Genomic DNA, 26750 nt, shown 5'->3' on the forward strand with positions numbered 1-26750 from the left:
CCCACCCCCGTGCCCACTCCGGCGACATCGTCCTGCCCACGCACGCCTCGTGTGTAGCGTGCGGTGTGCGGGTGTCAGCTCTGCGTCACTCGTGAGAACACGTCGACGATGGCGTCGCAGAACGCGGGCAGATCGCGGGGGTTGCGGCTGGACACGAGATTCCGGTCTACGACCACTTCCTTGTCCACCACCGTGCCTCCGGCGTTCCGAATGTCTGTGCGCACACTCGGATACGACGTGAGGGTGCGGCCTCGCACCACGTCCGCCTCCACAAGTGTCCACGGCCCGTGACAGATGACGCCCACCGGACGTCCCGACGAGACGAAGTCCCGGACGAATGCCACCGCGGCGGAGTCCTGCCGCAGGTGATCGGGGTTCGTCGTTCCACCCGGCAGGAGCAGGGCATCGAAATCGTCGACGGAGGCGTCGGCCACCGCCTGGTCGACGCGATACTTGCCGGCCGGATGCACGTCGGAGTTCATCGCCTGGATCTCCCCGGCGGACAGCGAGAGCAGCTTCGTCTCGGCGCCGGCGCGTTCGACGGCACGCCGGGGCTCGACGAGTTCGGCCTCCTCCACGCCGTCGGTGGCCAGGATGGCGACCTGTCGCGATGCCAGCGGGCCCGTTTCCGAAGAATTCATGGTTCACCGTCCTTTCGTCGTCCGCCCCGGGTACCCGCGAGCACGAGAACAAACACGCTGTGTAGGCCCGGTCGATTCGGGATATTCCCCCGAATGCGACAGTGCCGGTGGAGGGACGGATGATCTTGCGGCGGAGCGTGACCAGCACGCCCGGTATCCGGAGAGTGCGGCGCGGACGTGGATTCGCCTACATCGGCGTCGACGGCGCCGCGGTGACGGCGACGGTCCGTGCACGCATCGAGGCCCTCGTGATCCCGCCCGCGTGGAAGCAGGTCTGGATCTGCCCCCACGAGAACGGTCACATCCAGGCGTACGGCACCGACATCGCCGGTCGCCGCCAGTACCTGTACCACGAGCAGTGGCGCGCCGAACGCGACGAGGAGAAACACGATCGCGTGCTGGCGATGGCGTCCCGATTGCCGCAGTGGCGACAGCAGGTGCAGGACGATCTCGTGCGCCGCGGAGCCGGGCGTCGCCGCGCCGAGGCCGTGGCGCTGCGCCTGCTGGACCGGGCCGTGTTCCGCGTCGGCGGGGAGGAGTACGCGGAGGAGAACGGCACCCGTGGCGTCGCGACCCTGCTGCGCAGTCACGTCCGGATCAGCGGCGACGTTCTCACCTTCGACTATCCCGCGAAGGGCGGGATCCGGCGGGTCGTCGCCGTCGACGACCCGGATCTCGCGACCGCGGTGCGGGCGCTGCGTCGTGTCCCGAGCGAGAGCGGCCGGCTGCTGACCTACCGCGAGGGAAAGACCGTGCGCGAACTGCACGCCGACGACATCAACGCACGGTTCAAGGAACTCGCCGGCGACGACTGCAGCGCCAAGGACCTGCGCACCTGGAACGCGACCGTGCTGGCCGCCGCCGCCTTCGCCGAGCAGGAGCCCCCGGCCGGCGACCGCGTCCTGGCCCACGCCGAGGCCGAGGTGATGCGCCGGGTCGCGGAAGAACTCGGCAACACGCCGGCGGTGGCGCGCGCCTCGTACGTCGATTCGCGAGTCGTTGCGGCCTACGAACAGGGCCGCACCGTACGGGCCGCGTTGCGGCGAGCCGCCCGCAGCAAGTCCGACGACGAGGCCCGTGAGATCGTCGAACGCGCGGTGATCCGGCTGCTCCGTCGATCGTGACGCCCGCGCTGTCGGTGCGCGGCGTTTGAACGGCAACCCCCGGCGGTAACCGGGGCAGGGGAGATCCGGTTCGGGGGACGCGAGAGGAAGGACGCAACGATGAAGGCCGTGACGTGGCAGGGCAAGCGCAAGGTCGAGGTCGACACGGTGCCGGACCCGCGGATCGAGGAGCCGACCGACGCCGTCATCCGCGTCACCACCACCAACATCTGCGGCTCGGATCTGCACCTGTACGAGGTGCTCGGGGCGTTCATGTCGCCGGGCGACATCCTCGGACACGAACCGATGGGCATCGTCGAGGAAGTCGGCAGCGAGGTGACGAACCTGAAGGCCGGTGACCGGGTGGTGATCCCGTTCCAGGTGTCGTGCGGTGGTTGCTTCATGTGCGGGCACGGCTTGTTCTCGCAGTGCGAGACCACCCAGGTACGTGAATACGGCAGTGGTGCAGCGCTGTTCGGATACTCCAAGCTGTACGGCAGCCTTCCGGGAGGGCAGGCGGAGTATCTGCGGGTCCCGCACGCGCAGTCCACGCACATCAAGGTCCCCGACGGTCCGGACGATTCCCGGTTCGTGTACCTGTCCGACGTGCTGCCGACCGCCTGGCAGGCCGTCGAATACGCCGACATTCCCGAGGGCGGCACGGTCACGGTCCTCGGCCTCGGACCGATCGGCGACATGGCCGCTCGGATCGCGCACCACCACGGTGCCCGCGTGATCGGCGTCGACCTCGTGCCGGAGCGGCTGGCCCGAGCCCAGGCGCGGGGAATCGAGACGATCGACCTGAACGGGACCGACGGGGAGCTCGGCGACCGGATCCGTGATCTCACGGACGGGCGCGGCACCGACTCGGTGATCGACGCGGTGGGCATGGAGGCACACGGCAGCCCGGTCGCGAAGTTCGCCCAGGCCGCGGCGGGGCTGTTGCCGTCGGCGGTCGCCGAACCGCTGATGCAGAAGGCCGGCGTCGACCGGCTCGCCGCGCTCTACAGCGCGATCGACGTGGTGCGGCGCGGCGGAACCATCTCGCTCAGCGGTGTGTACGGCGGCGCGACCGACCCGATGCCGATGCTGACCCTGTTCGACAAGCAGATCACGCTGCGCATGGGGCAAGCCAACGTGAATCGCTGGGTGCCGGAGATCCTGCCGCTGCTCACCGACGACGACCCGCTCGGCGTCGACACCTTCGCCACGCATCGGCTCCCGCTGTCCGAGGCGCCGCACGCGTACGACATCTTCCAGCGCAAGGTGGACGGTGCCGTGAAGATCCAGCTGGAGCCCTGATTCACCGATCCGCGGGCGTGACCGGTTCGGCGAGGACGGGGTCGTAGGCGGGGCCGGTCGCGTCGGTGTCGTGGGTGTGTGCGCGAGGGGAGACGCCCATTCCGAGTGCGTACGCCAGGTGACCGCCGAGGACGCCGCCGACACCGATCATCCCCAGGCCCGCGAGGCTCAGCGCCACCGACGACGTCGAGGATTCCGGGGCGCACCGCCGCCGTCGGAAGGATGCGACCGTCAGCGCGATGCCCGTGGCGTTCGTCAGTGCGTGGATCAGCCCGACCCGCCGCTGGATCGTGGTGCCGCGGGACCAGTCCGACCACCCCGTGAGCAGGGTCGGAGGGGTCGCGGCCAGACCGATTCCGAGAAGTCGCCGGGCCGCGTCCGGCTTGCGGAAGACCAGATCGAAGACCGCAGCCGAGGACCACGCGCCGATCGGGACCGCCACCAGTGCGGGATGCAGCGGATGGCCGAGGAACTCACCGCGCAGCACACCTCCGGCGGGGCCGTCGGCGACCGGCCTCACCAGGGCGCGGACCACCGTGGCGGGACGGTCGAGCCAGGACGCCGATTCGGTGCTCTCGAGCAGCCGGGCGAGCGGCGGGGATGGGTGGGGAGTCTGTGTGGGGATGTTCGACATGCTCGACGCGTACCCCGGTGGCCCTGCGGGAAAACGGCCGGCCCGCCACCGATCCACGCGCCGGGTTCGAATCCGCCCACGCTGTGTGGAGTGGGCAGATTCCGAATCCGTGAGCATTTGCGGTGACGAGCAACTGCCGGTGGCGGAACCGTCACTCGACGACGATCTTGCCCTTCGCGCCGCGTTCGGCGTCGAACATCCGGTGGTTGAGGAAGGTGTAGGTACCGGGTTCGAGGAACTCCATTTCGACGAATCCACCCTGCGCGACGGCCAGATCGAGCACCTGGGCCCCGCCGCGATCGGGGTCGCCCGGACGCAACAGATACGCGCCCTCCTTGTACACGGTGTCGAACTGGCTTCCGACGACGTGGAAAGAGATGTTCTCGGCCGGACCGGCGTCGAGCACCCAGATGCGGATCCGGTCGCCGACCTTCGCGTGCAGCGGCCGGTGCACGTACTGGTCCGCGAAACCGTTGAACACCACCAGATCCGGCGTCGCCGCGGTGACCTTGTCCGCGTCGACCTCGCCGTCGCCGAGATACACGTCCGACTGCACCACGAGATACTCGGCGTCGACCGGCGCGAGGCTCGGCGGGTCGATCACGACCGCGCCGAACATGCCGGCGGCGATGTGCACGGCCATCGGCGCGGTTGCGCAGTGGTACAACCAGATTCCGGTGTGCTCGGCACGGAACCGGTAGACGAGTTGCTCGCCGGGCTCGATGGTGCGCATCGGCTCGTCCGGCCCGACCGTTCCGGCGTGGAAATCGATGGAGTGCCCCATGGCCCCGTTGTTGACCAGCGTGATCTCGAAGACGTCGCCCAGCCGTCCTCGCAGCGTCGGGCCCATCGGCCGCCCGTTGTAGGTCCACATGGTCTGGGGCGCACCGACCGCGTAGTCGCCGGGAACCTCGGTGACCTCGAACGTGTAGCGGTGGGTCGTGCCGCCCGGTGCCGGCGCGAGCACCGGATCGCGGGCGACGAAGTCGTCGCCCGGGGCGATCGCGAGATCGACGGCCGGGGCACCGCCCGAGCCGTGATCGTGCACGCCTGCACCGCCGCCCGAGGCGCCGTCCGCGGTGATGGTCAGGACCATCCCCTGCTGCCGGTGCCCGACGATCGAACACCACCCGTCGATGTCGGTGCCCACGACCCCGACCTCCACGGTCGCGGTCTGCCCCGACCCGATCCGGCCGCTGTCGTGGCCGGAGGACAGCACCAGGTCGTGGACCTGATCGTCGGAATTGGTGACGGTGAGGACCAGCCGGTCGCCGGCCGGCACCGAGATGCGGTCGGGGACGAAGCGCATCCCCACCATCTGGACCTGCACTTCGGTGGTGTTGCCGGTCGGGGTCACGCCAGCGGAGACGTCCGCGGATCCGAGACCGGCGCCGCCGATCCCCGACGTGACGGCGGCGACGAGCGCGAGGCATGCGAGGGCCGCGGTGGCCTGCAACCCGCGGTGCTGCGGTGCGGGTGTGTACTCGGCCGGAGCCTTGCCCGACATCACGGCGCGGCGTCCCGCCATCGAGGCTTTGGCGCTGGTGACCATGATGGGCAGGAACAGCACGAACGCGAGCATGACGATCGCGGACACGCCCACCCGCATCCAGCTCGCGAGCGGCAGCAGGAACAGCAGCAACCCGACGTTGACGACGACGAGCCGCCACACCCACCAGCGGTTCATCTTGTCGACGCCGGCGCCGACGACAGCCGGCCCGCCACCCATCAGTGTGGGCAGCAGGTGGCTCATCACCCCGAACAGCAACTGTGCCGCGAAACCCGCCAGGAACGGGACGGTCATCAGGGTGGCGCGGTCCGGGGTCATGGGACCGGTCGCGAGCACGATCGTCAGGCTCAGCAGCGACCCGAGCAGCCACAGCATCGCCGCGGTGATCGAGGCGGCCGCGAACCCGGTGGGAGGGTGCGACACGGCTCCGCGCAGCAGCGGACCGGCGACGACGACCCATCCGGCGAGGTAGAGCGCGCAGCCTGCCGCGGCGACGAGCGGATGCGCGGTCAGGGCGCCGACGAGGAGCACGGCGATACCGGCGAGCAGGACCACGAGTGCGACGGGTCGTCGCCGCGCCCCGGTGGCGTCCATGCCGATCAGGTTCGGGTACATCACCGTAAGCACTCCGGCGGCGGCCAGGCCGAGGAAGCCGAGCAGGTTCATCGCCTGGTGGGCGAGCAGGAACCCGGCCTGGGTGCTGTCGGTCTGCCCGTAGGCGAGGGCGGCACCGAATCCGGCACCGACCGGCAGCAACGCCGACGATGCGACGAGGAACCACACGCTCTGGGCGTGCAGGGCGGGTTCCTCACCGTCCAGGGCCCGTACTCGCTGCGCCTGCCGGATCAGCAGCAGAAGCGAGATGGCATGCCACGCGAGCATCGCACCCACGAGGACCGCACCGACGAGCGTGGCCGGGAACCACCCCGTGAGGACACCGGCGACGGTGACGACGATGCCCGCGTTGAGCAGGTAGATCTTCACGAGCTGCGGTCCGCGGGCGCTGTCGGGGAGGTGATAGCCGAGAAAACGCTCGGCGAGGGTCTGCGACCACACCACGATCGAGTTGGTGACGGCGCCGAGGGTGAACAGGTGGACCAGCAGCCACCGCGATTCGGGCAGGAACGGGTGCGTCAGACCCGCGACGATCAGCAGGGCGAGCCAGATGCGCACGGGCTTACCTGCGCGCTGGTGCCAACTCTTGGGTCGTTTCACCGGGTGAGTGGTGGTCACAGGCCGATGGTAGGGCCGATCCGGACCCTTTTACTACGTCTTGTCGTAGAACTCACCCGGCGTCCGCGCGGGCGGGCAGCTCAGATCCGGCGCATCACCGACACCACCTTGCCCAGCACGACGGCCCGATCTCCGTCGAGGACCGGATACGCCGGATTCCGCGGTTCGAGCTGCACGTGCCCGTTCCGCCGGCGCAGCACCTTGACGGTGGCCTCGCCGTCGATCATCGCGGCGACGATCTCGCCGGAATGTGCCTCGCTCTGCTGCCGCACCACCACGACGTCGCCGTCGCAGATCGCCGCGTCGACCATGGAATCGCCGCGCACCCGCAACCCGAACACGGTGCCGGAACCGACCAGCTCCCGCGGCAGCGCCAGCACGTCGTCGGCGTGCTGCTCGGCGAGGATCGGCACGCCGGCCGCGATGTCGCCGACGACCGGCACCGGGACCGTCCGATCGGACCCGGCCGGCGCCGACGCGGCGAGGAACGGGCGCACGTCCAGCTGACGCGCCACCGCCGAACCCCGCCGCAGGAACCCCTTGTCCTCGAGACTGCGCAGATGCTTGGACACCGACGACGTCGACCGCAGGCCCACCGCGTCCCCGATCTGCCGGGTGCTCGGCGCGCACCCGTTGGCCGCTGCCCAGTCCCGGATCACCGCCAGGATCTGCTGCTGCCGCAGCGGCAGGGTCGAGGCGTCGAGGCCGCCGAACATGTCGAAATCGTCGTAATCGGTCACCCGGCGAATCGTAGTCGCGCGAACGAATCGACCCTCGGGCCGTCACCCCACGTCGAAGGTGGCGGGATCGCCGCCGAGCCGGTTCCCGGTGTCGAGTGCCGAGATCGCGTCGAGCTCGGCCGCATCGAGTTCGAAGTCGAACACGTCCAGGTTCTGCCGGATCCGGTGCGGGGTCACCGACTTCGGGATCGCCACGTTGCCGATCTGCAGATGCCACCGGAGCACCACCTGCGCGGGCGAGCGGTCGTGCTCGAGCGCGATCCGCGCGAGGGTGGGATCGTCGAGCAGGCCACGGCCCTGGCCGAGCGGCGACCACGCCTCGGTGACGATGCCGAGTTCGTCGTGCACCCGCCGCAGTTCGGTCTGCGCGAAATCCGGATGTACCTCGATCTGATTGATCACCGGCACCACGCCGGTGTCCGCGATGATCGTTCGCAACTGCTCCGGCTGGAAGTTGGACACACCGATCGACCGGGCACGACCGTCGGCCTTCAACTCGGTGAACGCCTGCCAGATCGTTCGATAGTCCTCACGCATCGGCCGCGGCCAGTGGATCAGATACAGGTCCACATAGTCCAGCCCCAAACGGTCGAGGGACGCGTCGAACTCGGTGAACACGCGGTCCCGGGTCCACGGACCGTCCGCGCTGTTCCACAGCTTGGTGGTGACGAACAGTTCGTCGCGCGGTACTCCCGCCGCCGCGATCGCCCGGCCGGTACCGACCTCGTTCCCGTAGATCGCAGCCGTGTCGATACTGCGATATCCGATGGTCAGAGCGCTGGTGACCGCGGTGAAGCACTCGTCGTCGGGCACCTGCCACACCCCGAACCCGATCTGCGGGATCGAGTTTCCGTCGTCGAGAGTCACATTCGGTACCGGGTTCGCAACAGTCATGCCCGGACCAACGACCGGACCCGGAATCTTGTTCCCCGGATGCCCGGTTTCGTTGTCCGTGCGGCCGGGTAACCGCCCGCATGGCGAATACAACGAATCGCGGTCGCTCCACGACGGGAAGCCGGTTCGCAGGATGGGCCGGGTATGTGTGCGTCCTGGCAGGCGTCGCCGCGATAGCTCTGGTCCTGACGGCCGCCGGTGGCGGTTTCGAAGGCTGGACGGCTGTCGGAACGATCGTTGCCGTCGCCCTGATCGTCGTGGGGGCAGTGATGATCGTGCTCAACTTCCGAAGTCGTCGGCTCGGCGGATCCGGTGGCACGTCCACCCACGAACCCGGAGTGCTGTAGTGGTGCGACCCGACATGTTGTGGAGAATGCCGGGAGTGTATCGGCCGCAAGAGGATTCGTGGCTGCTGGCGCAAGCCTACGGTTCCGCCGGCCCGCCGCCGGGTGCAAAGGTCCTCGACTTCTGTACCGGCACCGGAATCCTGGCGGTCACGGCGGCGCGAGCGGGTGCCGAATCGGTGACGGCACTGGACATCGCGCCCCGCGCGGTGTTCACCGCCCGGCTCAACGCGTGGTCGCGGCGACTGCCCATCCGGGTGCTTCGCGGGGGCCTCGGCGTTGCGCACAGGCTCGCGCCGTTCGACGTGATCGTCTCGAATCCGCCCTACGTGCCGGCGCCCGGTGGAGCCTACGATCCGCGCTGGGATGCCGGCCCGGACGGGCGTTCCGTCGTCGACCCGCTGTGCCGGGAGATCCCGAAGCTGTTGAGGCCCGGAGGATTCGCGCTCGTCGTGCACTCGGAGTTCACCGGCGTGGACACCACCTTGGAGATGCTGCGCGCCGGGGGCGCGAAGGCCACCGTGGTCGCGCGGGAGCGCATACCGTTCGGCCCCGTGATGCGAAGTCGAACCGAATATCTGAAGCAGCTTCGAAACGATTCTGCGGCAGACGCTTCCGTTCTCACAGTCGAGAACGAGACCGAAATCGAGACCGAGGAAGTGGTGGTGATCCGTGCCGACCGACCGGAACACACGGGATGACACGCGGGTGGATGTGCGGACCGTCCGGCTGGTGCCGGGCGGTCCCATGCTCGTCGAGGGACCGGTGCGGATCGTGGGTGAGGACGGCACCGAGGTGACGTCCGATCGGTTCGTGGTCGCGGTGTGCCGCTGCCATCGCAGCGGCATCTATCCGTTGTGCGACACCAGTCACCGCCGGAGCGCTCGCGCGCCCCGGCGGTGAGAAGAGTCAGTACCAGTGCCTGCGGCCGCCGACGGCCCGTCCGGTGGCGCCGAGCAATGCCAGAATGACGCCCACCACGAGGAGGATGATACCGAGCGTCCACAGGATCGAGATCCCGGTCAGGAATCCGACCACCAGAAGGATCAGGCCGAGGATGATCATGATCGTCTACCTTGCTGTCGGTGCCCGTGCTCGAATCGGCTCGGACGATGGGGGAGAATACCCCGATCCCGGCAATTCAAACCGTCGAGTACCGACTCGTCGACGGTCACCCGGATGCCGCCCGACCACATCGGATATCTGTTCCCGCATCGCAATCCACAGGCAGTGCAATACGCGAACATGGCGCAACCGGGCGAACGGTGGCATGGTCGAAGCATGCCTACTTCGGAGAACCCCGGGGCGAGCGTCCCCGGTGAGTACAGCGTCGACGACGAAGATCAGTTGCAGCCCGAGGACACCCTCGTCGATCGCGGTGTCGACGACGTTCTGGACGAAGGGATCTCACCGCCCGAGCGCCCCGTCGGTCTCGAACCGCACGACGACCTCGAATCCCGCCTCGCGGAAGAGGAACCCGATACGGGCTCGGGCGGTGCCGACACCGCCCGCGCGGGCCGGCTCGTCGCGCCGGACGAGGGGACGGGCGAGGACACCGAAGCCGAACTCGTCGCCGAGGACGTCGGAATCGACGGTGGGGGAGCCGGAGCCGAGGAAGCGGCCGTGCACGTCGTCGACGAGGACGACCTCGAGAGAGGCTGAACGGAGAGGCGCTGAACGGCTAAGGGGCCGAACGGGTCTCAGGTAGCCTCGACCGGTTCGAGCAGCGATGACTCGTCGCGGGACCACCGGTCGAGCAGATGGCTGCCGAGCCGGCCCTCGAGGAACTCGATGGCTTCCGCCCCGAAGACCACATCACCGGCCGCATCCGGATCGCGGTCGAGCAGGTCCCCGACGACGTCGTGTCGTAACACCAGCTCGTGCACCGCATCCGCCTCGACGTGCTCGGTGTAGAACCGGACGCATTCCGGGGCGGCATCCAGGCGTTCGAGTGCCTGCACCATCCGGCGCGCACTCGGACCTGTCGTCATCTCGGCGGCCGCGAACTGGCCGACGAGCATGCCGATGCGGGAGCGATGCAGGGCACACATCGACATGAAGTTCACCGGTGCCAGGGTGAGCGCCGGCACGCGGTCGAGATATCCCAGATAGGTGTCGTCCAATCCGGCCGCGACCATCAGATCGGCGAACAACTGCGCGTGCACACGGTCGTGGTGCCCCGCGCCGTACTCGTCGAATTCGACGGCCACCAGCGTCGCCTTGGCCCGGCCGGTGAGGCGCGGAATGGCCCAGGCCTGCGGATCGGCTTCCTTGAGCTGGTAGATGGACCGGTGCACGAAGTACTCCCGCAGCTGCGACCACGTGCCCTGCTCGGCCAGGTGGTGGGACACGCTCCAGGCGTCGCGGGGCTCGCGGCACACCGCGTCGAAGGTTGCGTCGACATCCGTACCTCCCGGGACATCGGCGCGCAGCCGGTCCAGGAACGACCGTTCGAGCGCGGCGCGCACACCGAGCGGACCCGGCGCCCACTCCCAACCGGGATCGACCTCGGGGAATCCCCGGTAGTGCAGTTCGTAGAGCACCGTCAGCGCCAATTGCACGTCGTCGCCGTACGGGTCCACGTCGGCGGGTGGATGCGGCCACGGTGACTCGTCCGGTGTCCCGGTGAGCCGGGTGACGACCGCATCGGAAATCGGCCCGCGCGGCCGCGGCAGCGGGGCGGCAGCTGGAGAACGCATGGTCGCGGATACCCGGAGCGGGGCGGAAGGAAACCGTCGGGTGTGAACCGGGCAGCGGCGGGTATCCGCCGGTCATGAGCAGCGATGACCAGGAACATGTACATCCTCCGCACACGATCGACTATCCCGGCGAAACCGCGGACATGGCCGACGAGCCCAGGGACGAGATGCGCGGATACCGCGGTCGCGGACTGCTCGAAGGGCGCAAGGCGCTGATCACCGGCGGGGACTCGGGGATCGGCCGCGCGGTCGCGGTCGCGTTCGCCAAGGAAGGCGCGGACATCGCCATCGCGTACCTCGAGGAGGACCGGGACGCCGAGCACACCGCGGAGCTGGTGCGGCGGGAAGGGTGCGACTGCCACCTGTTCCGGGGCGATCTCGCCGATCCGGCGCACTGCCGGGAGGTGGTGTCCGAGGCGGCCGCTCGACTCGGTGGCCTGCAGATCCTGGTGAACAACGTGGCCTACCAGGAGCCGGTCGACGACTTCGCCGATCTCGACGAAGCGCAGTGGCGCCGCACGTTCGCGGTGAACATCGACAGCTTCTATCACGTCACGAAGGCCGCGCTCGACCACCTGCCGTCCGGATCGTCGATCATCAACACCTCCTCGATCAACGGGCTGCGCGGCAACAAGTCCCTCATCGACTACGCAGCCACCAAGGGGGCTGTGCTGGCGCTGACCTATTCGCTCGCACAGGCGTTGCAGGACAGAGGAATCCGCGTGAACTGCGTCGCTCCGGGGCCGGTGTGGACTCCGCTGATCCCCGCCACCATGGACGAGGAGAAGGTCGCGGACTTCGGCAAGCAGGCGCCGTACGGGCGCGCGGCGCAACCCGACGAGATCGCACCGTCCTACGTGTTCTTCGCGTCGAACACGATGTCGTCGTACTACAGCGGTGAGGTGCTGGCGCCGATCGGGGGCGAGACGCTACCCGGCTGACCGCGGTGCGGTCGATCGATGCTGACCGCGGTGCGGTCGATCGATGCTGACCGCGGTGCGGTCGATCGATGCCGCCCGCGGTGCGGTCGGTGCATCCCGCTACTCGTTCCGGTGCTCCTCGCTCTGCTTCGGGTCGGGGTGCCGCCTGGCGCGACGGCGGAAGCGCCACGGGTAGAGGATCCAGATCGCGATGAACAGCGCGGCGGTGCACACTCCGGCGACGGTCGCCGCGGTCGAGTTGATCACGAGCCCGACCACGAGCATGGCGACCCCGGTCATCGACACCCCGAGCAGGAGCAGCCCGGCGAGTGCGAACCTGTGCGCGGTGAGCACCAGCCGGTCCAGCTGCCTGCGCCGGAAGAGGAGCCGATGCATGCTGACCGGCGCGACGAGGAGGATGGTCGCCGCAATCGAGGCGAGGACGGTGATCAGATAGATGCCCTTCTCGTTCCTCGACAGGGCGCTGAAGGCGTTCTGGAACGGCAGGGTCAGGAGGAAGCCGGTGAGCAGTTGCACGCCGGTCTGGACGACACGCAGTTCCTGCAGCAGGCTGGACCAGTTCCGGTCGAGTTGCTGGGCGTCGCTCTCGTAGCGGCGCGAGTACGTGGTCTCGGGTGGCTCGTCCTCGTCCTCGAACGGGTTGGAACGCGTCATCAGTCAAAACTGCCATGCTGCCCGGCTCAGCAGGGGCGATGTGCGCGTTTCGCAACCTTGTGACGCGGATCACCGTGGGGTACCGTCGGCAGCACCGGACCAGGTATTCGTCCTTGCGGAAGGAGTGTCGTATGAAACTCAACCTCTTCGTCGCCTGGGCGGGATACACCCTCGGGTTGCTTGCGATCGCATGCCTCGCCCTGTTCCTGCTTGCGGCGGGATACGGCCACACCGGACCGGCAATCGTCGCCGGGATCAGCACCCTCGTCGTTGCCGGAATCGCGATGGCGATGATCGGAGGCACGATCCATCACGACCACAAGGTGCACCGGGTAACGCCCAAGTTGTTCTGACCCGGAGCCGACCCGATCGGCCTGGCGCAGCCCTCAGGACTGCGCCAGGCGCTGTTTTTCGAGTTCGACGTCGAACTGTGCTGCGGGCCAGTCCAGATCGAGGCGTTCGAGCGCGTCGATCAGGAGTTCGCCGACCGCGATGCGGCTGAACCACTTGCGGTTGGACGGGATGACATACCACGGCGCGTAATCGGTGTTGGTCTTGTCGAGCATCGCCTGGTACGCCTCCTGATACTCGGGCCACAAGGCGCGTTCGGTGACGTCCGACGGGTTGTACTTCCAGTGCTTGTCCGGGCGCTCGAGGCGCTCGGCCAGGCGCTTTTTCTGTTCGTCGAGCGAGACGAACATGGCGACCTTCACGATCGTGGTCCCGCTGTCGACGATTTCCCGTTCGAACTGGTTGATCTCGTCGTATCGGGTGCTCCAGACCTTCTCCGGGACCAGATTGTGCACGCGCACGACGAGCACGTCCTCGTAGTGCGAGCGGTCGAACACGCCGATCTGCCCGGCGCGGGGCAGTGCCTTGTGGATCCGCCACAGGTAGTGGTGCTGCTTCTCCTCCGGGGTGGGGACTCCGAATGATGTGTGGTCGACGCCCTGCGGGTCGACGTGCCCGATGACGTGGCGCACCATTCCGCCCTTGCCGGCGGTGTCCATGCCCTGCAGCACCAGCAGTACCGATCGTCGGTCACCCGAGCGGCCGTTCGCGAACAGCTTCTCCTGCAGGTCCGACAGGTACGCGCCGCGTTCCTCGAGAAGGCGTGTGCCGAGTTCCTTGTCGCCCTCGAACCCCGGGGTGGCGTCCGCGTCGATTTCGGCGACGCGGGTGTGCGGCCCGGCCCGCAGTGCCTCGGTGGCAGGAATCGTCCACGGGCTGTTCTCGGCGTCCTTCGACATGGCACGAAGCGTGCCACACGCCGGCCGTCGTCAGCGGTGTTCGGGGTGAGTGTCGCCGAAGGTGTCGTCGTCCGGCAGATCGAGTTCGTCGGGTCCGACCGGATAGGGCGGCGGCGAAATGCCGTCGATCATGTGGCTGCCCCACAGATCGATGTCGGTCACGCGGGCGGTCGCGGTGGCAGCGTGGTCCGGGTCGAGAAGCGTCAGCGTCAGCTCGGTGCCGGTGGACGGCGGAGCATCCGGAGCGAACGCGGACGCCAGGTCGCGCAGCCGGCCGCGCCAGCGGTGCCGGCCACTGATCGGATCGAACCAGTCGGCGAGTTCGACGTCGACGACGACCTGCCTGCCGGCGACGGCGACCTCCGCGCGGCCTCGGAATCCCTCGGACATGACCCGATTTTACACGTAACCCGAAGTTACGTGAAAATGTCACTCCGCGACTTCGTCGCTTTCCTCCCGGTCGTCGCGCCGGAGCGGATGCGGCTGGGACTTGAACCTGACGGGCGAGCCGGCCGCCGATGCGATGCCGGTCAAGCCGCCCCACGTCATCATCGTCAGGTAGTCGATGAGATCTTCCGCGGTCATCGACTTGTTCGAGATCCACCAGTGCGTCGCGAGCTGGATTCCGCCGACGATGCCGTAGGCCCACGGCACCGATCCCCCCGAATCCATCTCCAGCAACCGCAGGCGCTCACCGAGGACGGTCGCCACCAGCTCGGCGATCATCCGCTCGGAATCGGCCACGACATCGCGGCTCGCCGACGAGCTGTTGCTCATCACGTACAGGTAGACCTCCGGGTCGGAGGCAACGGTCTCGACGTACGCGGCGATCGCGACCCGGGTCAGTTCGTACTCGTCGAGATCCTCGCCGACGGCCGCGTAGATCCTCGGCGCCAGGATCCGCTCGACGTACCGCATCATCGTCGAGGTCGTCAGATCGTTCTTGTCCGTGAAGTAGCGGTACAGAACCGTCTTGGAGACGCCGATCTCCGCGGCGATCTCGTCCATCCCGATGTCGTGGCCGCGTACCCGGATCGCGGCGATCGTGCCGTCGACGAGCTCCTCGCGCCGCGCGATCTTGTGCTCGTGCCACCGGCGTTTGCGTCCGTCCTGCTTGGCGGGCGCCGGTTGCGGCGCTGCGGATGCTGTGGACGCTGGTGATTCCGGGGTCGTGGTCGGCGAGGGCGCGCTTTTGCTGGGCACTGGGTTGGCACATCCGTTCGGTTTCGATCGTCGGCTCAGTCTACGGCGAGCCGCTTCGTGTCGCGGCACGTCCCGCGGGTGTCCGTCCGGTTTCGGCACAATGGCGAAGGTGCAACTTCTCACCAACGACGATGCCGCCAAGCGCGCTGATCTCCGCCGGATGAAGGCGGTGGCCACCGGATTCCTGGTGTTCGCCACGGTGGTGTACCTGTTCTGCCGCTGGCAGGAAACCCGGGGTGCCGGCGAGTGGGTCGGTTACGTGCGAGCGGCCTCGGAAGCGGGCATGGTCGGTGCCCTCGCCGACTGGTTCGCCGTGACGGCCCTGTTCCGGCACCCCCTCGGTGTCCCGGTGCCCCACACCGCGATCATCAAGAAGAAGAAGGACCAGCTCGGGGCGAGCCTGAGTTCGTTCGTGGGCACCAACTTCCTGGCTCCGGACGTCGTGTCCGCGAAGATCGAGTCCGCGCAGATCCCGCTGCGGCTCGGGGGCTGGATGGCCCAGCCCGCGAACGCGCAGCGGGTCGCGCAGGAGACGTCGACGGTGCTGCGCGGCATCGTGACGGTGCTGCGCGAGGAGGACATCCAGCAGGTCATCGACCACACGATCGTCAAGCGCATCGCCGAGCCCGAGTGGGGGCCGCCGATCGGCCGGGTGCTCACCGAGCTCATCGCCGAGGAGCGTCACCTGCCGCTGATCGACATGCTCGCCGAACGGGCCCACCAATGGGCGCTGGGCAGTCAGGAGACCATCGACCGGATCATCTCGCGGGACTCGCCGTCGTGGTCGCCGAAGTTCGTCGACATGCTGCTCGGCGAGAAGATCCACCGCGAACTCGTCGAATTCACCTGGAAGGTCCGGTCCAACCCGACCCACGAGGTCCGGCTCGCCGCCAACAAGTTCCTCGCCGACTACGCGCGCGACCTGCAGACCGATCCGGCCACGATCGCCAAGGCCGAACGCGTCAAGGCGGAGATCATGGGACGGGACGAGGTGACCCAGCTCGCGGCCGCCACGTGGCGGACCGCCAAGCGCATGATCCTCGAATCCGTAGACGATCCGAACAGCACCCTGCGCACGAAGGTCGCAGAGAACGTCATGCACCTCGGGGCACGGCTGCGCGACGACGACGAACTGCGCGGCAAGGTCGACGGCTGGCTGCTCGACGGTGCCCGCTACATCGCCGCGAACTACGCCGACGAGATCACCGCGGTGATCCGGGAAACCGTCGAGCGCTGGGACGCCGACGAGGCGAGCCGCAAGATCGAGCTGGCCGTCGGGCGGGATCTGCAGTTCATCCGCATCAACGGCACGGTCGTCGGGTCGCTCGCGGGTCTGGCCATCTACACAGTGTCCCAGCTGCTGTTCTCGTGAGGTCCCTCACTTGCTAGCAGAGTGCTTGCTGTAGCTAGCACCTGCTCGTATGCTGGGGTCATGCCCACGAACGAAGGGGACACCGTGCCGGTCGAGAACCCGGACGGTGAGGGATCCGGAACCGGCGGACCGAGCGATCTCGCGTCGCGAGTCGTGAACTCCGCAGCACAGGACATCGGCGGGTTCATCCGCGCCCAGCGCGAGGCGGCGCAGGTGTCGTTGCGGCAGTTGTCGCAGCTCGCCGGCGTCAGCAATCCCTATCTCAGTCAGATCGAACGTGGGCTCCGCAAGCCCTCCGCGGAGGTGCTCGGGCAGATCGCGAAGGGCCTCCGGTTGTCCGCGGAGGTTCTCTACGTGCGGGCCGGGATTCTCGAGCAGCGCCCGCAGAGCGCGGTACGTGACGCGCTGCTTGCCGATTCCGCTCTCACCGAGCGGCAGAAGCAGGTCCTGCTCGACATCTACGACTCGTTCTGTCGCGAGAACGAGTCCGCCCCGCCCGGGCCGGCGCCGGACGTGAAGTCCGGGACCGCCGACGGGTACGAGACCGACCCCGATGAACAGGAGAAATGACATGACCGATCCCAATGTCTCCATCCGCAATTCCCTCTACGCCGCAGTCGGCGCGGGCGACGCCGTCGTTCAGGCCGTCGCAGACGTCGTCGCTCAGGTGCGTGAGCGCGCCGAAACCAACCGGGTCGACGTCAACGAGCGCGTGGACAGCGCCCGCGAGAAGCTTCTCGCCCTGCCCGGCGATCTGACCGAGACCGTCGAATCGCTGCGCGAGCGTCTCGCCGGGCTGCCGTCCGAGCTGCCCGAGGAACTCGCGGAACTGCGCGAGAAGTTCAGCCCCGAGGAGCTGCGCAAGGTCGCCGAGGCGTACCTGAAGGTCGCGTCCGACCTGTACACCTCGCTCGCGGAACGTGGCGAGGAGACCGTCGAGCGCCTCCGCAAGCAGCCCGCGGTCGAAGAGGGCCTCGAGCGCGCCGAGGCGGCGTTCGGTGACGCCGTCGACCTGACCGAGGACGCCCTCGGCACCGTCGCCCGTCAGACCCGCGCCGTCGGTGAGCGGGCCGCGAAGCTCGCCGGTCTCGCTGCCGGCCGCATCTCCGAGACCGCCTCGGAGGTCGGCGACGCCATCGCCGACGCCGGCGACGAGGCTGCGCTGCGGGTTCTCGAGATCGCGGACCAGGCCGAAGAGGTTGCCGACGAGGCTGCCGACCGCGTCGAGGCCGCCGCTGTGGAGGTGGACGAGGCGGCCAAGTCCGTGACGGAGAAGGCTGCCCCGGTGAAGCCTGCCGCCAAGGTCACCCCGGCCAAGGCCACCGCGACCAAGGCGCCCGCCAAGACCGCGGCGAAGGCCCCGGCCAAGAAGGCGGCCCCGCGCAAGACCACCGGCGCCTGATCAAGGCTTCTCTCCGGTCGAACGCGGAACATCTCCTGTAGAACACGGAGCATCGGCTCCCGTGAGAACACGGAGCATCGGCTCCCGTGAGAACACGGAGCATCGGCTCCCGTGAGAACACAGAGCATCGGCTCCCGTGCCCAGTGCACGGGAGCCGATGCTCGTAGGATGGAGGCGTGCCGAATGTCGATTCTCTCGCCGGTCTGATCCTCTTCGCTCTGCAGATCCTCGCGATCGCAGGGGCGGTGTTCGCGCTCGTCCACGCGGTGCGTCAGCCGGCGGAAGCATTCCCCGCCGTCGACAAGCTCACCAAGCCGGTGTGGGTCGGGATCCTCGCCGTGGCGCTGGTCGTGCTGTTCCTGTTCGGGGCCATCGGGATGCTGGGCATCGTCGGGGTCGTCGCGGTGTGCGTGTACCTGGTGGACGTACGGCCGCGCGTGGAAGAGGTGCAGCGCCCGCGGTGGTGACCCCTGCCGTCCCTTGACACCGGACGGCAAGATAGTGACACTCGGAGTTACGGCTAAATTTCCGAGACGAGGTGATCGCCGTGACGCTCACCCGACCCTTCCGCACCGGTGACCGGCAGGACACCGCCGCGCGGCTGCTCGAATCCGCTTCACGCTCGTCCTTCGATCCCGGGATCGAGATCGACTGGGACGCTCCGATCCCGCCGGACAAGTACGGCATGAGTCCCGAATGGTCCAGTCTCTACGGCACCGAGCTGTGGGACCACATGACCGAGGACCAGCGCCTCACCCTGACCCGGCACGAAGCCGCCAGCATCGCGGGCACCGGGATCTGGTTCGAGATGATCCTCATGCAGATGCTCGTCCGGGACCTCTACCGGCACGACCCCGCGACGCCCTACGTGCAGTTCGGCCTCACCGAGATCGCCGACGAATGCCGGCACTCGACGATGTTCGCCCGATCCGCGCAGCACTTCGGCATCCCCTCGTACCGGCCGCCGCGCTGGGTCCGCGAATCCGGACGCGCCTTCAAGGCCGTGGCCGGCGGCGCACTCGCCTTCGGCGGGGCACTGTTCGCCGAGGAGATCCTCGACGCGATGCAGCGCGACTTCATGCGTGACGAACGCGTCCAGCCCATCACGCGAACCGTGAGCCGGATCCACGTGATCGAGGAATCCCGGCATATCCGCTACGCCCGCGAGGAGACGGCCCGCCGGATGCGCGACGCGTCCCGCGCCGAACGGGCCTGGATCAGGATGCACCTCGGAGTCTCCGCGTACTTCATCGTCACCAACCTGGTGAACCCGCGCGTCTACGCGGCGGCGGGCCTGGACGTCGACGAGGCCAGGGCCGCGGCCCGGAGCAATGCCCACTACCACGACCGGATCCGCAACGCCTCGCGCCGCACCGTCGAATTCCTCGACGGGGTGGGGCTGATCGGCGGCCCCTCGACCGCGCTGCTGCGCCGCGCGCACATCCTCTGACCAGAAGTACCGCCGGACCAGATCGGAGTAGAACACAGGTGAAGAAGCCTTCACGCCGGACCGCGCTCGCGGTCGCCGGACTCGTCACCACCGGTGCCGCACTCGGAGCCGTGGCGGCCCGCCGCAGGAGCACGGCCCGGAGCGTCGTGACGGGCGGGGATCCCAGCGAAGCCCTGCTGGCGGAACCGCAGGTCCTGCACGAGGAGGTCGAGGTCGTCACGGACGACGGTGCGCGCCTGCACGTCCGCGCCTACGGCGATCCCGACGCCGACGTCCTCGTGCTGAGCCACGGCTGGACCTGCTCCACCGAATTCTGGACACCGCAGATCAACGCGTTCGCCGAGAAGTACCGCGTTGTCGTCTACGACCAGCGGGGACACGGGCGCAGCGACGTCGGCAGCCGCGTCTTCGGGCCCGACGTGCTCGCGGACGACCTCGCCGCGGTACTCGCCGCGACCGTCCCGGCCGGCCGCACGGCGGTGCTCGCCGGTCACAGCATGGGCGGTATCAGCATCATGGCGTGGGCGGAACGGCATCCCGAGCAGGTGCGCGACCGGGTCTCGGGCGTGCTGCTCGCGAGCACCGGCATGGACAATCTGGTCGCGGCGTCGACGATCGTGCCGCTGCCGCAGCGCGCGCCCCGCGTGCCGGTGCCCGTCGCACGCCGGTTGATGGGCGCCACCGTGCCGCTCGTCGCGTCTCCCGTCACGACCCGCGCACTCAAGTACGTCGCTCTGTCACCGACCGCGACACCCGCCGCGGTCGCGTTCTGCGAGAAGATCGTGCTCGGCTGCCCGCCCCGCACCCGCGGCGGCTGGGGTGTCGCGCTCAGCGCCCTCGACGTCCACCACGGTCTGGCGAACCTCACCGTCCCGACGACCGTCCTCGTGGGCACCGCCGACCGGCTCACCCCGCCGAGCCACGCGCATCGACTCGCCGCAGAACTCGACGAAGCCGGCCACCTCGAGCATCTCGTCGTCGTCGACGGCATCGGGCACATGAGCTCGGTCGAGGCGATCGACGTGTTCAACTCCGAACTACAGCATCTGTTCGAACGCGCCGGCCGGCTCGTCCGCGGCTGAACCGCCGGCCCATCCGACGGGGCTGCGGGTCCGAACCCTCGGTGACACACCGGAGGATCGCCATGGCCACAACGCCGAGCACCCGACCACCGAGCACCGGCTCGCCGGGGATGCTCTCGCGGGCGGCGACCGGCGTCGTCGCGGTTCTCCTCGTCCTCGGGGTCGGTGAGCTGCTGGCCGCAGCGACCGATCCGGACGCGTCCCCGTTCTTCGCGGTCGGCGGCACGACCGTCGATCGGGCACCCGCCTGGGCCCGCGAATTCGCGATCGGCACGTTCGGCACCGCCGACAAACCGGCGCTGTTCGTCGGCATGTCGGTGCTGCTCGCGGTATGTGCGGTCGTCGCCGGGCTGATCGAACGGCCGCGGCGCCCCTACGGCGGAGCGCTGCTCGCGGCGCTCGGAGCGGTCGGGGTGTACGCGGCGCTGCACCGGCCCGAAGCGACCGCGACCGCTGCGATCCCGACGGTGATCGCCGTCGTCGTGGGAATGCTGTTCCTGCAGTTCGCGATCCGGGCGCTGTGGACGCCGCGGGGAGGGCAGGATCCGGCGTCGCCGAACCTGGACCGCCGGCGCTTCCTGGTGGTCCTGGGCGCGGGTGTCGCGGTCGCGGTCGCGGCCGGTGCCGTCGGCCGGTATCTCGCGGATCGGCTGGCGGTGGTGCTCGAGGACCGCGACCGGTTCCGGGTGCCCCTCGCCGCGGACGCGGCACCGGCGATTCCGCCCGGCGCCGACCTGACGACCGGACCGCGCGCGGTGCCCGGCGCCACCGCCTTCGTCACGACGAACCGCGACTTCTACCGGATCGACACCGCCCTGCAGGTGCCGCGCCTCACCACCGCGGACTGGCGGCTGCGCATCCACGGCATGGTGGATCGGGAGACGACGCTCGCCTGGGACGATCTCGCGGCGTTCGAGACGGTCGAGCGTCTGGTGACGCTGACGTGCGTGTCGAACGAGGTGGGCGGCGACCTCGCCGGCAATGCCCGCTGGACCGGCTACCGGATCGCGGACATCCTCGATCGTGTCGGGGTCCACCCCGATGCCGACATGTTGCTGTCCACCAGCGTCGACGGGTTCACCGTCGGAACACCCGTCGGGGTGCTGCGCGACGGTCGTGACGCGCTCCTGGCCGTCGCGATGAACGGCGAACCGCTCCCCCTCCAGCACGGTTACCCGGCGCGGCAGGTGGTGCCCGGGCTCTACGGCTACGTCTCGGCGACGAAGTGGGTCGTCGACTGGGAGCTGACCCGGTTCGACCGCGCGGAGGCCTACTGGACGCGGCGCGGCTGGGCGGCGAAGGGTCCGATCCGCACCGCCTCGCGGATCGACGTGCCGGCTCGATCCGCCCGGCTCACGGCCGGGCCCGTCGTCGTGGCCGGCACCGCGTGGGCGCAGCACCGCGGGATCGACCGGATCGAGGTCCGCGTCGACGGCGGTCCCTGGCAGGAGGCGGAACCGGCCACCGAGTACTCGGTGGACACCTGGCGCCAATGGCGGTGGGTGTGGGACGCGAGCCCCGGCGACCACACGCTCGAGGTCCGGGCCGTCGACGGCACCGGGGCAATCCAGGACGAGCAACGGCGTCCGCCGGTCCCGGACGGTGCGACCGGGCTGCACAGCCGGACCGTCACCGTCGTCGCGTGAGAGCGGTCCCGGTCGATCGAAGACCGATCAGTTGAAGACCACGGTCTTGCGGCCGTGCACCAGCACCCGGTCCTCGAGATGCCAGCGCAGACCGCGGGCCAGCACCAGCTTCTCGACGTCCCGGCCCTGACGCACCATGTCGCTGACCGTGTCGCCGTGACCGACGCGGATCACGTCCTGCTCGATGATCGGGCCCGCGTCGAGTTCGGCGGTGACATAGTGGCAGGTCGCACCGATCAGCTTGACGCCGCGCGTGAACGCCTGGTGGTACGGGCGGGCACCGATGAACGACGGCAGGAAGCTGTGGTGGATGTTGATGGCCCGCCCGGCCCAATGCTCGCACAGCGAGGAGGGCAGCACCTGCATGAACCGGGCCAGCACCACCGCGTGCGGGTCGTGCACGTCGACGAGTTTGCGCACCTGCTCGAACGCCGGTCCGCGCTCGGCCGGGTCCTTGGGGAACGACACGTAGTGGTAGTCGATGCCGTGCCGCTTCGCGACCGTCTCGAGTTCGGGGTGATTCCCGACGACCGCGCAGATCTCGGCCTTGAGTTCGCCGGCCGCCACGCGTCCGAGGATGTCGTGCAAGCAGTGCGCTTCCTTGCTCACCAGCAGCACGACGCGCTTGGTCTCGCCGGTGTCCGACAGCGTCCACTCGGTGTCCGGGCCGATCTGCTCGGCGACGACCGCGAACTTCTCCCGCAGTTCGTCGATCCCGAACGGGATGGACGAGGCGCGCACCGCCTGCCGCGTGAAGAACCAGCCGCTGTCCTGGTCGGCGTGGTAGGCAGCTTCGACGATGGAACCGCCCACCTCGGCGAGGAAGGTGGCGATGCGGGCCACGATGCCGGTGGTGTCCGGGCAGCCGAGGGTCAGAACGTAACGGCGGTCGTCCGTCGAAGCAGCGGTCATGCCGCCGATTGTCTCAGGTGCGTCCGGGGTGCCGGTCCGCCGGTCAGACGGTCGCCGGGGGACGCCGCACGGTCGCGGTGCCGACCAGGGTGGTCGCGTCGATCGTGTGCAGGCCGCGTCCGGTGATCTCGGTCAGCAGATCCTGCCGCAGCGCCTCCACGGCCGGCTCGTCGAGTCCCTCGAGGACGCTGTGCAAACCGGTGCCCACGACGAGGTTCCAGCACAGTTCGTCGGTGGCGGGCAGCAGATTCGGCATCACGTCCACCTGGACGGAGTGACATCCTGCGGCGGCGAGCCATGCCTCGAGTGTCGCCGGGGTGTCGATGCGGTGCAGCGGCGTGCGGTCACGGAGCGACTGCCGATCGGCGAGCGCGGGGGAGTAGCGGGCGGTGACGTCGAACACCACGGCGGTGAACTCGGTCATCGCGCCGGCCCGCCACACGGTCACACCGACCCGGCCGCCGTGCCGCACCAGGCCGACGAGCCGCGCGAAATTCGCGTCCATGTGGGGAAGGAAGAACACCCCGTAGGAGATGGCGAGGGCGTCGTATCCGGCCTCCGGCACCGACGACGGCGGCTCCCACGTGGTGGCGTCGGCGCACACGAAGTCGATGTTCTGCAGGGCGCGGTCCTCGGCGGTCAACCGGCCCAGCTCGAGCAGGTCCGCGGCGACGTCGACGGCGTGGACCCGTCCGGTCGGGCCGACCGCCGCGGCAGACGGCAACGCGGACGCACCGGCACCGCAGCACGCGTCGAGGACGGTGTCGCCGGGGTGGAGGCGGAGCGCGAACACGAGCGACTGCCCGGCCGGGCCCCACACGGTCGCGGTCAGGCGGTCGAACCGGTCGCTCGCGTCGTCGAACGTGCGGGCCACCTGATCGATCGGATCGGCCATGCCCGAAACGCTAGCCGATCTCGTAGAACGGTGGGGCGTACCGGAACACACCGCTCACACCCGGTCGGTGGGCGGTCAGCGCGCGGGCCTGGAAGTGCGGCGCCCACTCCGCCACGTCCGGGGCGATGCCCAGGTCGGCGGCCGGCACGAACCCGAACCGCGGGTAGTAGTCGACGTGGCCGAGCAACACCACGACCGCTTCGTCCAGGGCGTCGGCGGCCCCGAGCACCGCGTGCATCAGGGCCGCGCCGACGCCCTTGCGCTGCAGGTCCGCCCGCACGCCGAGCGGGCCGAGCCCGAGGGCGGGAGCGGAATCGATCGTGCCGCGTGTCGCGACCACGTGACCGACGACGCTGCCGTCGCGGTCCTCGGCGACCAGCGACAGCGCCGGAATCCACGCGCTGCTCGCCCGCAGCGCCGCAACCAGTCCCGGTTCGACGGGCTCGGACCCGGGCGGGGTGAGCGGTGCGAACGCCGAGCGATGCACCTCGGCGATCGCGTCGACGTCGGCGGGAAGTTCGCGGCGGATCAGCACGCCGACCATCCTCCCGCATTCCGTGGGACGGGGCGGCAGGGAAGGTGTGGGAGGCTGGCGGCATGCCGGACACCGCACACACCCGCGCCCAGGTCGCCGCGATGATCGACCACACCCTGCTCAAGCCGGAGGCGACCGCCGCCGACGTGCGCGCGCTCGTCGACGAAGCCGTCGAACTCGGGGTGTACGCGGTGTGCGTGTCCCCGTCCATGCTGCCGCTGCGCGCCGAGGGCATCACCGTCGCGACCGTCGTGGGATTCCCCTCGGGCAAGCATCATTCGCTGGTCAAGGGCGCCGAGGCGCGGCTGGCCGTCGAACAGGGCGCGCGGGAGGTCGACATGGTCATCGACGTGGGCGCGGCGGTCGCAGGGGACTGGAACGCGGTGCTCGCCGACATCCTCACCGTCCGCGAGGCGATCGGTTTCGACCCCGTCCTCAAGGTCATCATCGAATCCGCGGTGCTGTCCGACGACGCGATCGTCGAAGCGTGCCGCGCGGCCGAACGCGCCGGTGCGAACTTCGTGAAGACGTCGACCGGGTTCCATCCGGCCGGCGGTGCGTCGGCGCACGCGGTGCGGTTGATGGCCGAGACGGTCGGTGGCCGGCTCGGCGTCAAGGCCAGCGGCGGCATCCGCACGGCCGAGGCGGCGCTGGAGATGATCGACGCCGGCGCCACCCGGCTCGGCCTGTCGTCGTCCCGGGCCGTGCTCGACGGACTGCCGGACTGAGCGGGCAGCTGCCTCAGATCAGGCTGCAGCCCTGCTGCTGCTGACCTTCCTGCGGGGCCGGCATCGTGAAGCGGCCGCCCTCGAGGGTGAGGTTCACACCGTTGTCGTCGACGGAGACCGCGGTGGCCTGCATGCCGAGCGGATACTGCTGCAGACCGGTCGCGAGGATCTGCACGACACCGTCGACGAGCGCGGTCGGCAGACCGAACCCCAGCACGGACGCGTCGACGGTCTCGACCGAGACCACGCCGCCCTGCACGACCGGGCGCACCGTGAACTCGGCGAGACCGGCACCGCCGACGGTGAACCGCAGGGTGCCCGCGTCGGCGTCGGGGGTGACGGCGGTGACGAGAGAGCCGAGGCCCTGGCTCTGAACGGTCGCGAGAATGCCGGTGGCGGGCCACACGACGTCGGCGCGGGAGCTGCCGATCGTGCCGGCGCTGTCGGCCGTCGCGTTCAGATCGACGTCCTTCGCCACGGCGTGGACGGTCATCTCCTTCGCGGGACCGAACGCGGTGTCGTCGCTGTCGAGCGTCACCGACGGAACCTTCTTGTCGATCGCCTGCAGCAACACCGGTTTCCAGCTGAGATCGACGTCGACGCCGGTTCCCAGTTCGGATTCGAGCGATTGTGCGAGGCAGGTCGTCGCGCGGTTGCGGACGTAGACCTCGGCGCCGACGAGCACCGCGACGAGCGCGACGACGACCACGGCGGCGACGGTGGCGAGAGTGGAGCGCTTCGAGTTGGGCATGAGCCCGATTGTTTCCGACAACTCTGAGGATCTTCTGAGCCGCGCGCGGCAACCTGCCCTCGAATTTGTGAGCTGGGCCACAATTGTTCGGTACTGTTGGCGGCATGACGAGCTGGACGGGTTCTGGATACGGGGCCTCCGGGCGGGCCGATGCGGACGAAGCGCTTCGTCGACTCGCACTGACGCAGGCCGGATTCTTCACCGCCCGACAGGCGATCGGGCACGGTATCGACGCGGACGCGTTCGTCACGCGTATCGATGCGGGGCTGTGGATGCGCGTCGAGAACGACCTGTTCCGGCTCGCCGAGAGCCCCCGCACGAAGTTCGACGAGTTCGCGCAGTGGTGTGCGTGGTACGAGGGTGCCGCGGTCGTGTCGCACCAGAGCGCCGCGGAGCTGCACGCGATGGGGCACCTGCAGCCGCGGTTCCTGCATCTGTCCACGCTCGATCAGCGCACCGTGCCGAGCAACCGGCTCGCGCTGCACCATCGGGCGTTGTCGAACGAGGACTGCGAGATGGTCGGGTGCTTCCGCGTGACCACCCCCGCGCGCACCGCCGTCGATCTCGCCGCCGGGGGTGTGTCCCAGGAGGTGCTCGACGAACTGGTCGGTGACGCCCTCGCGATCGGCCGTGTCGATTCCGACCAGCTGCATGCCGCGGTCGCGAACCAGCCGGCTGCGGTCGCCGACCGCATCGAACTCGCGTTGCTCGCGGCCGGTTGAGCGGTGTGGGGGTGGGGTGGGGGGGGGGGGCCCCACAACCCCACCCGCCCGAGGGGGCCCCCCGCGGCGGGGCCCGCGGCACCCCGCCCCGACGGCCGCCCGGGGCG

32 protein-coding genes are annotated in these 26750 nt (G+C 69.3%); 17 read left to right on the forward strand and 15 right to left on the reverse strand.

What is annotated here, in order from left to right; all coding sequences use genetic code 11:
• Positions 1–74: 74 nt before the first annotated feature.
• On the reverse strand, positions 75–641 hold the full coding sequence (locus ACWDUD_RS29150) for a type 1 glutamine amidotransferase domain-containing protein (protein ID WP_248673159.1): 567 nt from the start codon (positions 639–641) through the stop codon (positions 75–77).
• A gap of 119 nt (positions 642–760) precedes the next feature.
• Between ACWDUD_RS29150 and ACWDUD_RS29155 the strand changes: the two genes are divergently transcribed.
• Complete coding sequence (locus ACWDUD_RS29155) at positions 761–1765, forward strand: DNA topoisomerase IB (protein ID WP_450111599.1); 1005 nt, start codon at positions 761–763, stop codon at positions 1763–1765.
• 99 nt (positions 1766–1864) lie between these two features.
• Positions 1865–3046: a zinc-dependent alcohol dehydrogenase gene (locus ACWDUD_RS29160; RefSeq protein WP_248673161.1), complete on the forward strand. Its 1182-nt coding sequence runs from the start codon at positions 1865–1867 to the stop codon at positions 3044–3046.
• 1 nt (position 3047) lies between these two features.
• On the opposite strand, the gene ACWDUD_RS29165 is transcribed toward ACWDUD_RS29160, so the two are convergent.
• The 4 genes from ACWDUD_RS29165 to ACWDUD_RS29180 all read right to left on the reverse strand — a co-directional run bounded on the left by ACWDUD_RS29165 (position 3048) and on the right by ACWDUD_RS29180 (position 8057).
• Complete coding sequence (locus ACWDUD_RS29165) at positions 3048–3680, reverse strand: DUF2231 domain-containing protein (RefSeq protein WP_248673162.1); 633 nt, start codon at positions 3678–3680, stop codon at positions 3048–3050.
• Between the two features lie 151 nt (positions 3681–3831).
• Positions 3832–6423, reverse strand: a complete 2592-nt coding sequence (locus tag ACWDUD_RS29170; RefSeq protein ID WP_450111600.1) for a multicopper oxidase domain-containing protein — start codon at positions 6421–6423, stop codon at positions 3832–3834.
• A gap of 80 nt (positions 6424–6503) precedes the next feature.
• Positions 6504–7163 (reverse strand): transcriptional repressor LexA, encoded by a 660-nt coding sequence (lexA, locus tag ACWDUD_RS29175; protein WP_248673164.1) that lies wholly within the window; start codon positions 7161–7163, stop codon positions 6504–6506.
• Positions 7164–7205: 42 nt separating this feature from the next.
• Positions 7206–8057, reverse strand: coding sequence for an aldo/keto reductase (locus tag ACWDUD_RS29180; RefSeq protein WP_197256559.1), 852 nt, complete (start codon positions 8055–8057; stop codon positions 7206–7208).
• An 80-nt stretch (positions 8058–8137) separates the two neighbouring features.
• Between ACWDUD_RS29180 and ACWDUD_RS29185 the strand changes: the two genes are divergently transcribed.
• Genes ACWDUD_RS29185 through ACWDUD_RS29195 form a run of 3 tightly spaced genes read left to right on the forward strand, consistent with a single transcriptional unit; the run spans position 8138 to position 9304 of the window.
• Positions 8138–8404 (forward strand): DUF3611 family protein, encoded by a 267-nt coding sequence (locus tag ACWDUD_RS29185; protein WP_197256562.1) that lies wholly within the window; start codon positions 8138–8140, stop codon positions 8402–8404.
• A 35-nt stretch (positions 8405–8439) separates the two neighbouring features.
• Entirely contained in the window at positions 8440–9102 is a 663-nt protein-coding gene (locus ACWDUD_RS29190; RefSeq protein WP_197256564.1) for a HemK2/MTQ2 family protein methyltransferase, read from the forward strand.
• Positions 9103–9148: 46 nt separating this feature from the next.
• A complete protein-coding gene (locus ACWDUD_RS29195; RefSeq protein WP_197256655.1) occupies positions 9149–9304 on the forward strand; it encodes a CDGSH iron-sulfur domain-containing protein in 156 nt (51 codons plus the stop codon).
• A gap of 6 nt (positions 9305–9310) precedes the next feature.
• Here ACWDUD_RS29195 and ACWDUD_RS29200 read toward each other — a convergent pair whose 3' ends face one another.
• Positions 9311–9466, reverse strand: coding sequence for a DUF6131 family protein (locus ACWDUD_RS29200; RefSeq protein WP_197256566.1), 156 nt, complete (start codon positions 9464–9466; stop codon positions 9311–9313).
• A 216-nt stretch (positions 9467–9682) separates the two neighbouring features.
• Between ACWDUD_RS29200 and ACWDUD_RS29205 the strand changes: the two genes are divergently transcribed.
• Positions 9683–10063, forward strand: coding sequence for a DUF5709 domain-containing protein (locus ACWDUD_RS29205; protein WP_197256568.1), 381 nt, complete (start codon positions 9683–9685; stop codon positions 10061–10063).
• Positions 10064–10101: 38 nt separating this feature from the next.
• Here the strand turns inward: ACWDUD_RS29205 and ACWDUD_RS29210 are convergent, their stop codons facing one another.
• Entirely contained in the window at positions 10102–11100 is a 999-nt protein-coding gene (locus tag ACWDUD_RS29210; protein WP_197256570.1) for an iron-containing redox enzyme family protein, read from the reverse strand.
• A gap of 74 nt (positions 11101–11174) precedes the next feature.
• Between ACWDUD_RS29210 and ACWDUD_RS29215 the strand changes: the two genes are divergently transcribed.
• Positions 11175–12041, forward strand: coding sequence for an SDR family oxidoreductase (locus ACWDUD_RS29215; protein ID WP_197256572.1), 867 nt, complete (start codon positions 11175–11177; stop codon positions 12039–12041).
• A 99-nt stretch (positions 12042–12140) separates the two neighbouring features.
• On the opposite strand, the gene ACWDUD_RS29220 is transcribed toward ACWDUD_RS29215, so the two are convergent.
• Positions 12141–12695, reverse strand: coding sequence for a DUF6328 family protein (locus ACWDUD_RS29220; RefSeq protein ID WP_197256574.1), 555 nt, complete (start codon positions 12693–12695; stop codon positions 12141–12143).
• A gap of 131 nt (positions 12696–12826) precedes the next feature.
• On the opposite strand from ACWDUD_RS29220, the gene ACWDUD_RS29225 reads away from it, so the two are divergent.
• The gene (locus ACWDUD_RS29225) at positions 12827–13048 is read left to right on the forward strand and encodes a hypothetical protein (RefSeq protein ID WP_197256576.1); all 222 of its coding nucleotides are present in this window, start codon (positions 12827–12829) and stop codon (positions 13046–13048) included.
• 33 nt (positions 13049–13081) lie between these two features.
• Here the strand turns inward: ACWDUD_RS29225 and ACWDUD_RS29230 are convergent, their stop codons facing one another.
• The 3 genes from ACWDUD_RS29230 to ACWDUD_RS29240 are packed head-to-tail and all read right to left on the reverse strand — an operon-like array spanning position 13082 to position 15022.
• Positions 13082–13945: a polyphosphate kinase 2 family protein gene (locus tag ACWDUD_RS29230; protein WP_450111601.1), complete on the reverse strand. Its 864-nt coding sequence runs from the start codon at positions 13943–13945 to the stop codon at positions 13082–13084.
• 30 nt (positions 13946–13975) lie between these two features.
• Positions 13976–14335, reverse strand: coding sequence for a DUF4873 domain-containing protein (locus ACWDUD_RS29235; RefSeq protein ID WP_197256580.1), 360 nt, complete (start codon positions 14333–14335; stop codon positions 13976–13978).
• A 39-nt stretch (positions 14336–14374) separates the two neighbouring features.
• On the reverse strand, positions 14375–15022 hold the full coding sequence (locus ACWDUD_RS29240; protein WP_450111612.1) for a TetR/AcrR family transcriptional regulator: 648 nt from the start codon (positions 15020–15022) through the stop codon (positions 14375–14377).
• A gap of 226 nt (positions 15023–15248) precedes the next feature.
• On the opposite strand from ACWDUD_RS29240, the gene ACWDUD_RS29245 reads away from it, so the two are divergent.
• From ACWDUD_RS29245 to ACWDUD_RS29275, 7 genes are all read left to right on the forward strand, one after another.
• Positions 15249–16520: a DUF445 domain-containing protein gene (locus ACWDUD_RS29245; RefSeq protein ID WP_450111602.1), complete on the forward strand. Its 1272-nt coding sequence runs from the start codon at positions 15249–15251 to the stop codon at positions 16518–16520.
• A gap of 60 nt (positions 16521–16580) precedes the next feature.
• Positions 16581–17090: a helix-turn-helix domain-containing protein gene (locus tag ACWDUD_RS29250; protein ID WP_450111603.1), complete on the forward strand. Its 510-nt coding sequence runs from the start codon at positions 16581–16583 to the stop codon at positions 17088–17090.
• Position 17091: 1 nt separating this feature from the next.
• Positions 17092–17922 (forward strand): heparin-binding hemagglutinin, encoded by an 831-nt coding sequence (locus tag ACWDUD_RS29255; protein WP_450111604.1) that lies wholly within the window; start codon positions 17092–17094, stop codon positions 17920–17922.
• 176 nt (positions 17923–18098) lie between these two features.
• Entirely contained in the window at positions 18099–18389 is a 291-nt protein-coding gene (locus tag ACWDUD_RS29260) for a DUF2516 family protein (protein ID WP_197256590.1), read from the forward strand.
• A gap of 80 nt (positions 18390–18469) precedes the next feature.
• Entirely contained in the window at positions 18470–19372 is a 903-nt protein-coding gene (locus ACWDUD_RS29265; RefSeq protein WP_450111605.1) for an AurF N-oxygenase family protein, read from the forward strand.
• A gap of 38 nt (positions 19373–19410) precedes the next feature.
• On the forward strand, positions 19411–20454 hold the full coding sequence (locus tag ACWDUD_RS29270) for an alpha/beta fold hydrolase (protein WP_450111606.1): 1044 nt from the start codon (positions 19411–19413) through the stop codon (positions 20452–20454).
• A gap of 62 nt (positions 20455–20516) precedes the next feature.
• Entirely contained in the window at positions 20517–22100 is a 1584-nt protein-coding gene (locus tag ACWDUD_RS29275) for a molybdopterin-dependent oxidoreductase (RefSeq protein ID WP_450111607.1), read from the forward strand.
• A 27-nt stretch (positions 22101–22127) separates the two neighbouring features.
• Here ACWDUD_RS29275 and purU read toward each other — a convergent pair whose 3' ends face one another.
• From purU to ACWDUD_RS29290, 3 genes are read right to left on the reverse strand one after another with little or no spacing between them, the layout of a single operon-like run.
• Positions 22128–23012 (reverse strand): formyltetrahydrofolate deformylase, encoded by an 885-nt coding sequence (purU, locus tag ACWDUD_RS29280; RefSeq protein WP_197256597.1) that lies wholly within the window; start codon positions 23010–23012, stop codon positions 22128–22130.
• A 43-nt stretch (positions 23013–23055) separates the two neighbouring features.
• Positions 23056–23907 carry a class I SAM-dependent methyltransferase gene (locus ACWDUD_RS29285; RefSeq protein ID WP_450111608.1) on the reverse strand — a complete coding sequence of 284 codons (852 nt, stop codon included), beginning with the start codon at positions 23905–23907 and terminating at the stop codon, positions 23056–23058.
• 10 nt (positions 23908–23917) lie between these two features.
• Positions 23918–24442, reverse strand: coding sequence for a GNAT family N-acetyltransferase (locus ACWDUD_RS29290; RefSeq protein WP_450111609.1), 525 nt, complete (start codon positions 24440–24442; stop codon positions 23918–23920).
• Between the two features lie 62 nt (positions 24443–24504).
• Between ACWDUD_RS29290 and deoC the strand changes: the two genes are divergently transcribed.
• Complete coding sequence (gene deoC / locus ACWDUD_RS29295) at positions 24505–25170, forward strand: deoxyribose-phosphate aldolase (protein WP_450111610.1); 666 nt, start codon at positions 24505–24507, stop codon at positions 25168–25170.
• Between the two features lie 13 nt (positions 25171–25183).
• Here deoC and ACWDUD_RS29300 read toward each other — a convergent pair whose 3' ends face one another.
• On the reverse strand, positions 25184–25921 hold the full coding sequence (locus ACWDUD_RS29300) for an LmeA family phospholipid-binding protein (RefSeq protein WP_450111611.1): 738 nt from the start codon (positions 25919–25921) through the stop codon (positions 25184–25186).
• Between the two features lie 104 nt (positions 25922–26025).
• On the opposite strand from ACWDUD_RS29300, the gene ACWDUD_RS29305 reads away from it, so the two are divergent.
• Positions 26026–26643, forward strand: a complete 618-nt coding sequence (locus tag ACWDUD_RS29305) for a type IV toxin-antitoxin system AbiEi family antitoxin domain-containing protein (RefSeq protein WP_197256606.1) — start codon at positions 26026–26028, stop codon at positions 26641–26643.
• Positions 26644–26750: the final 107 nt, after the last annotated feature.

The organism is Rhodococcus sp. NPDC003382, from assembly GCF_053589135.1.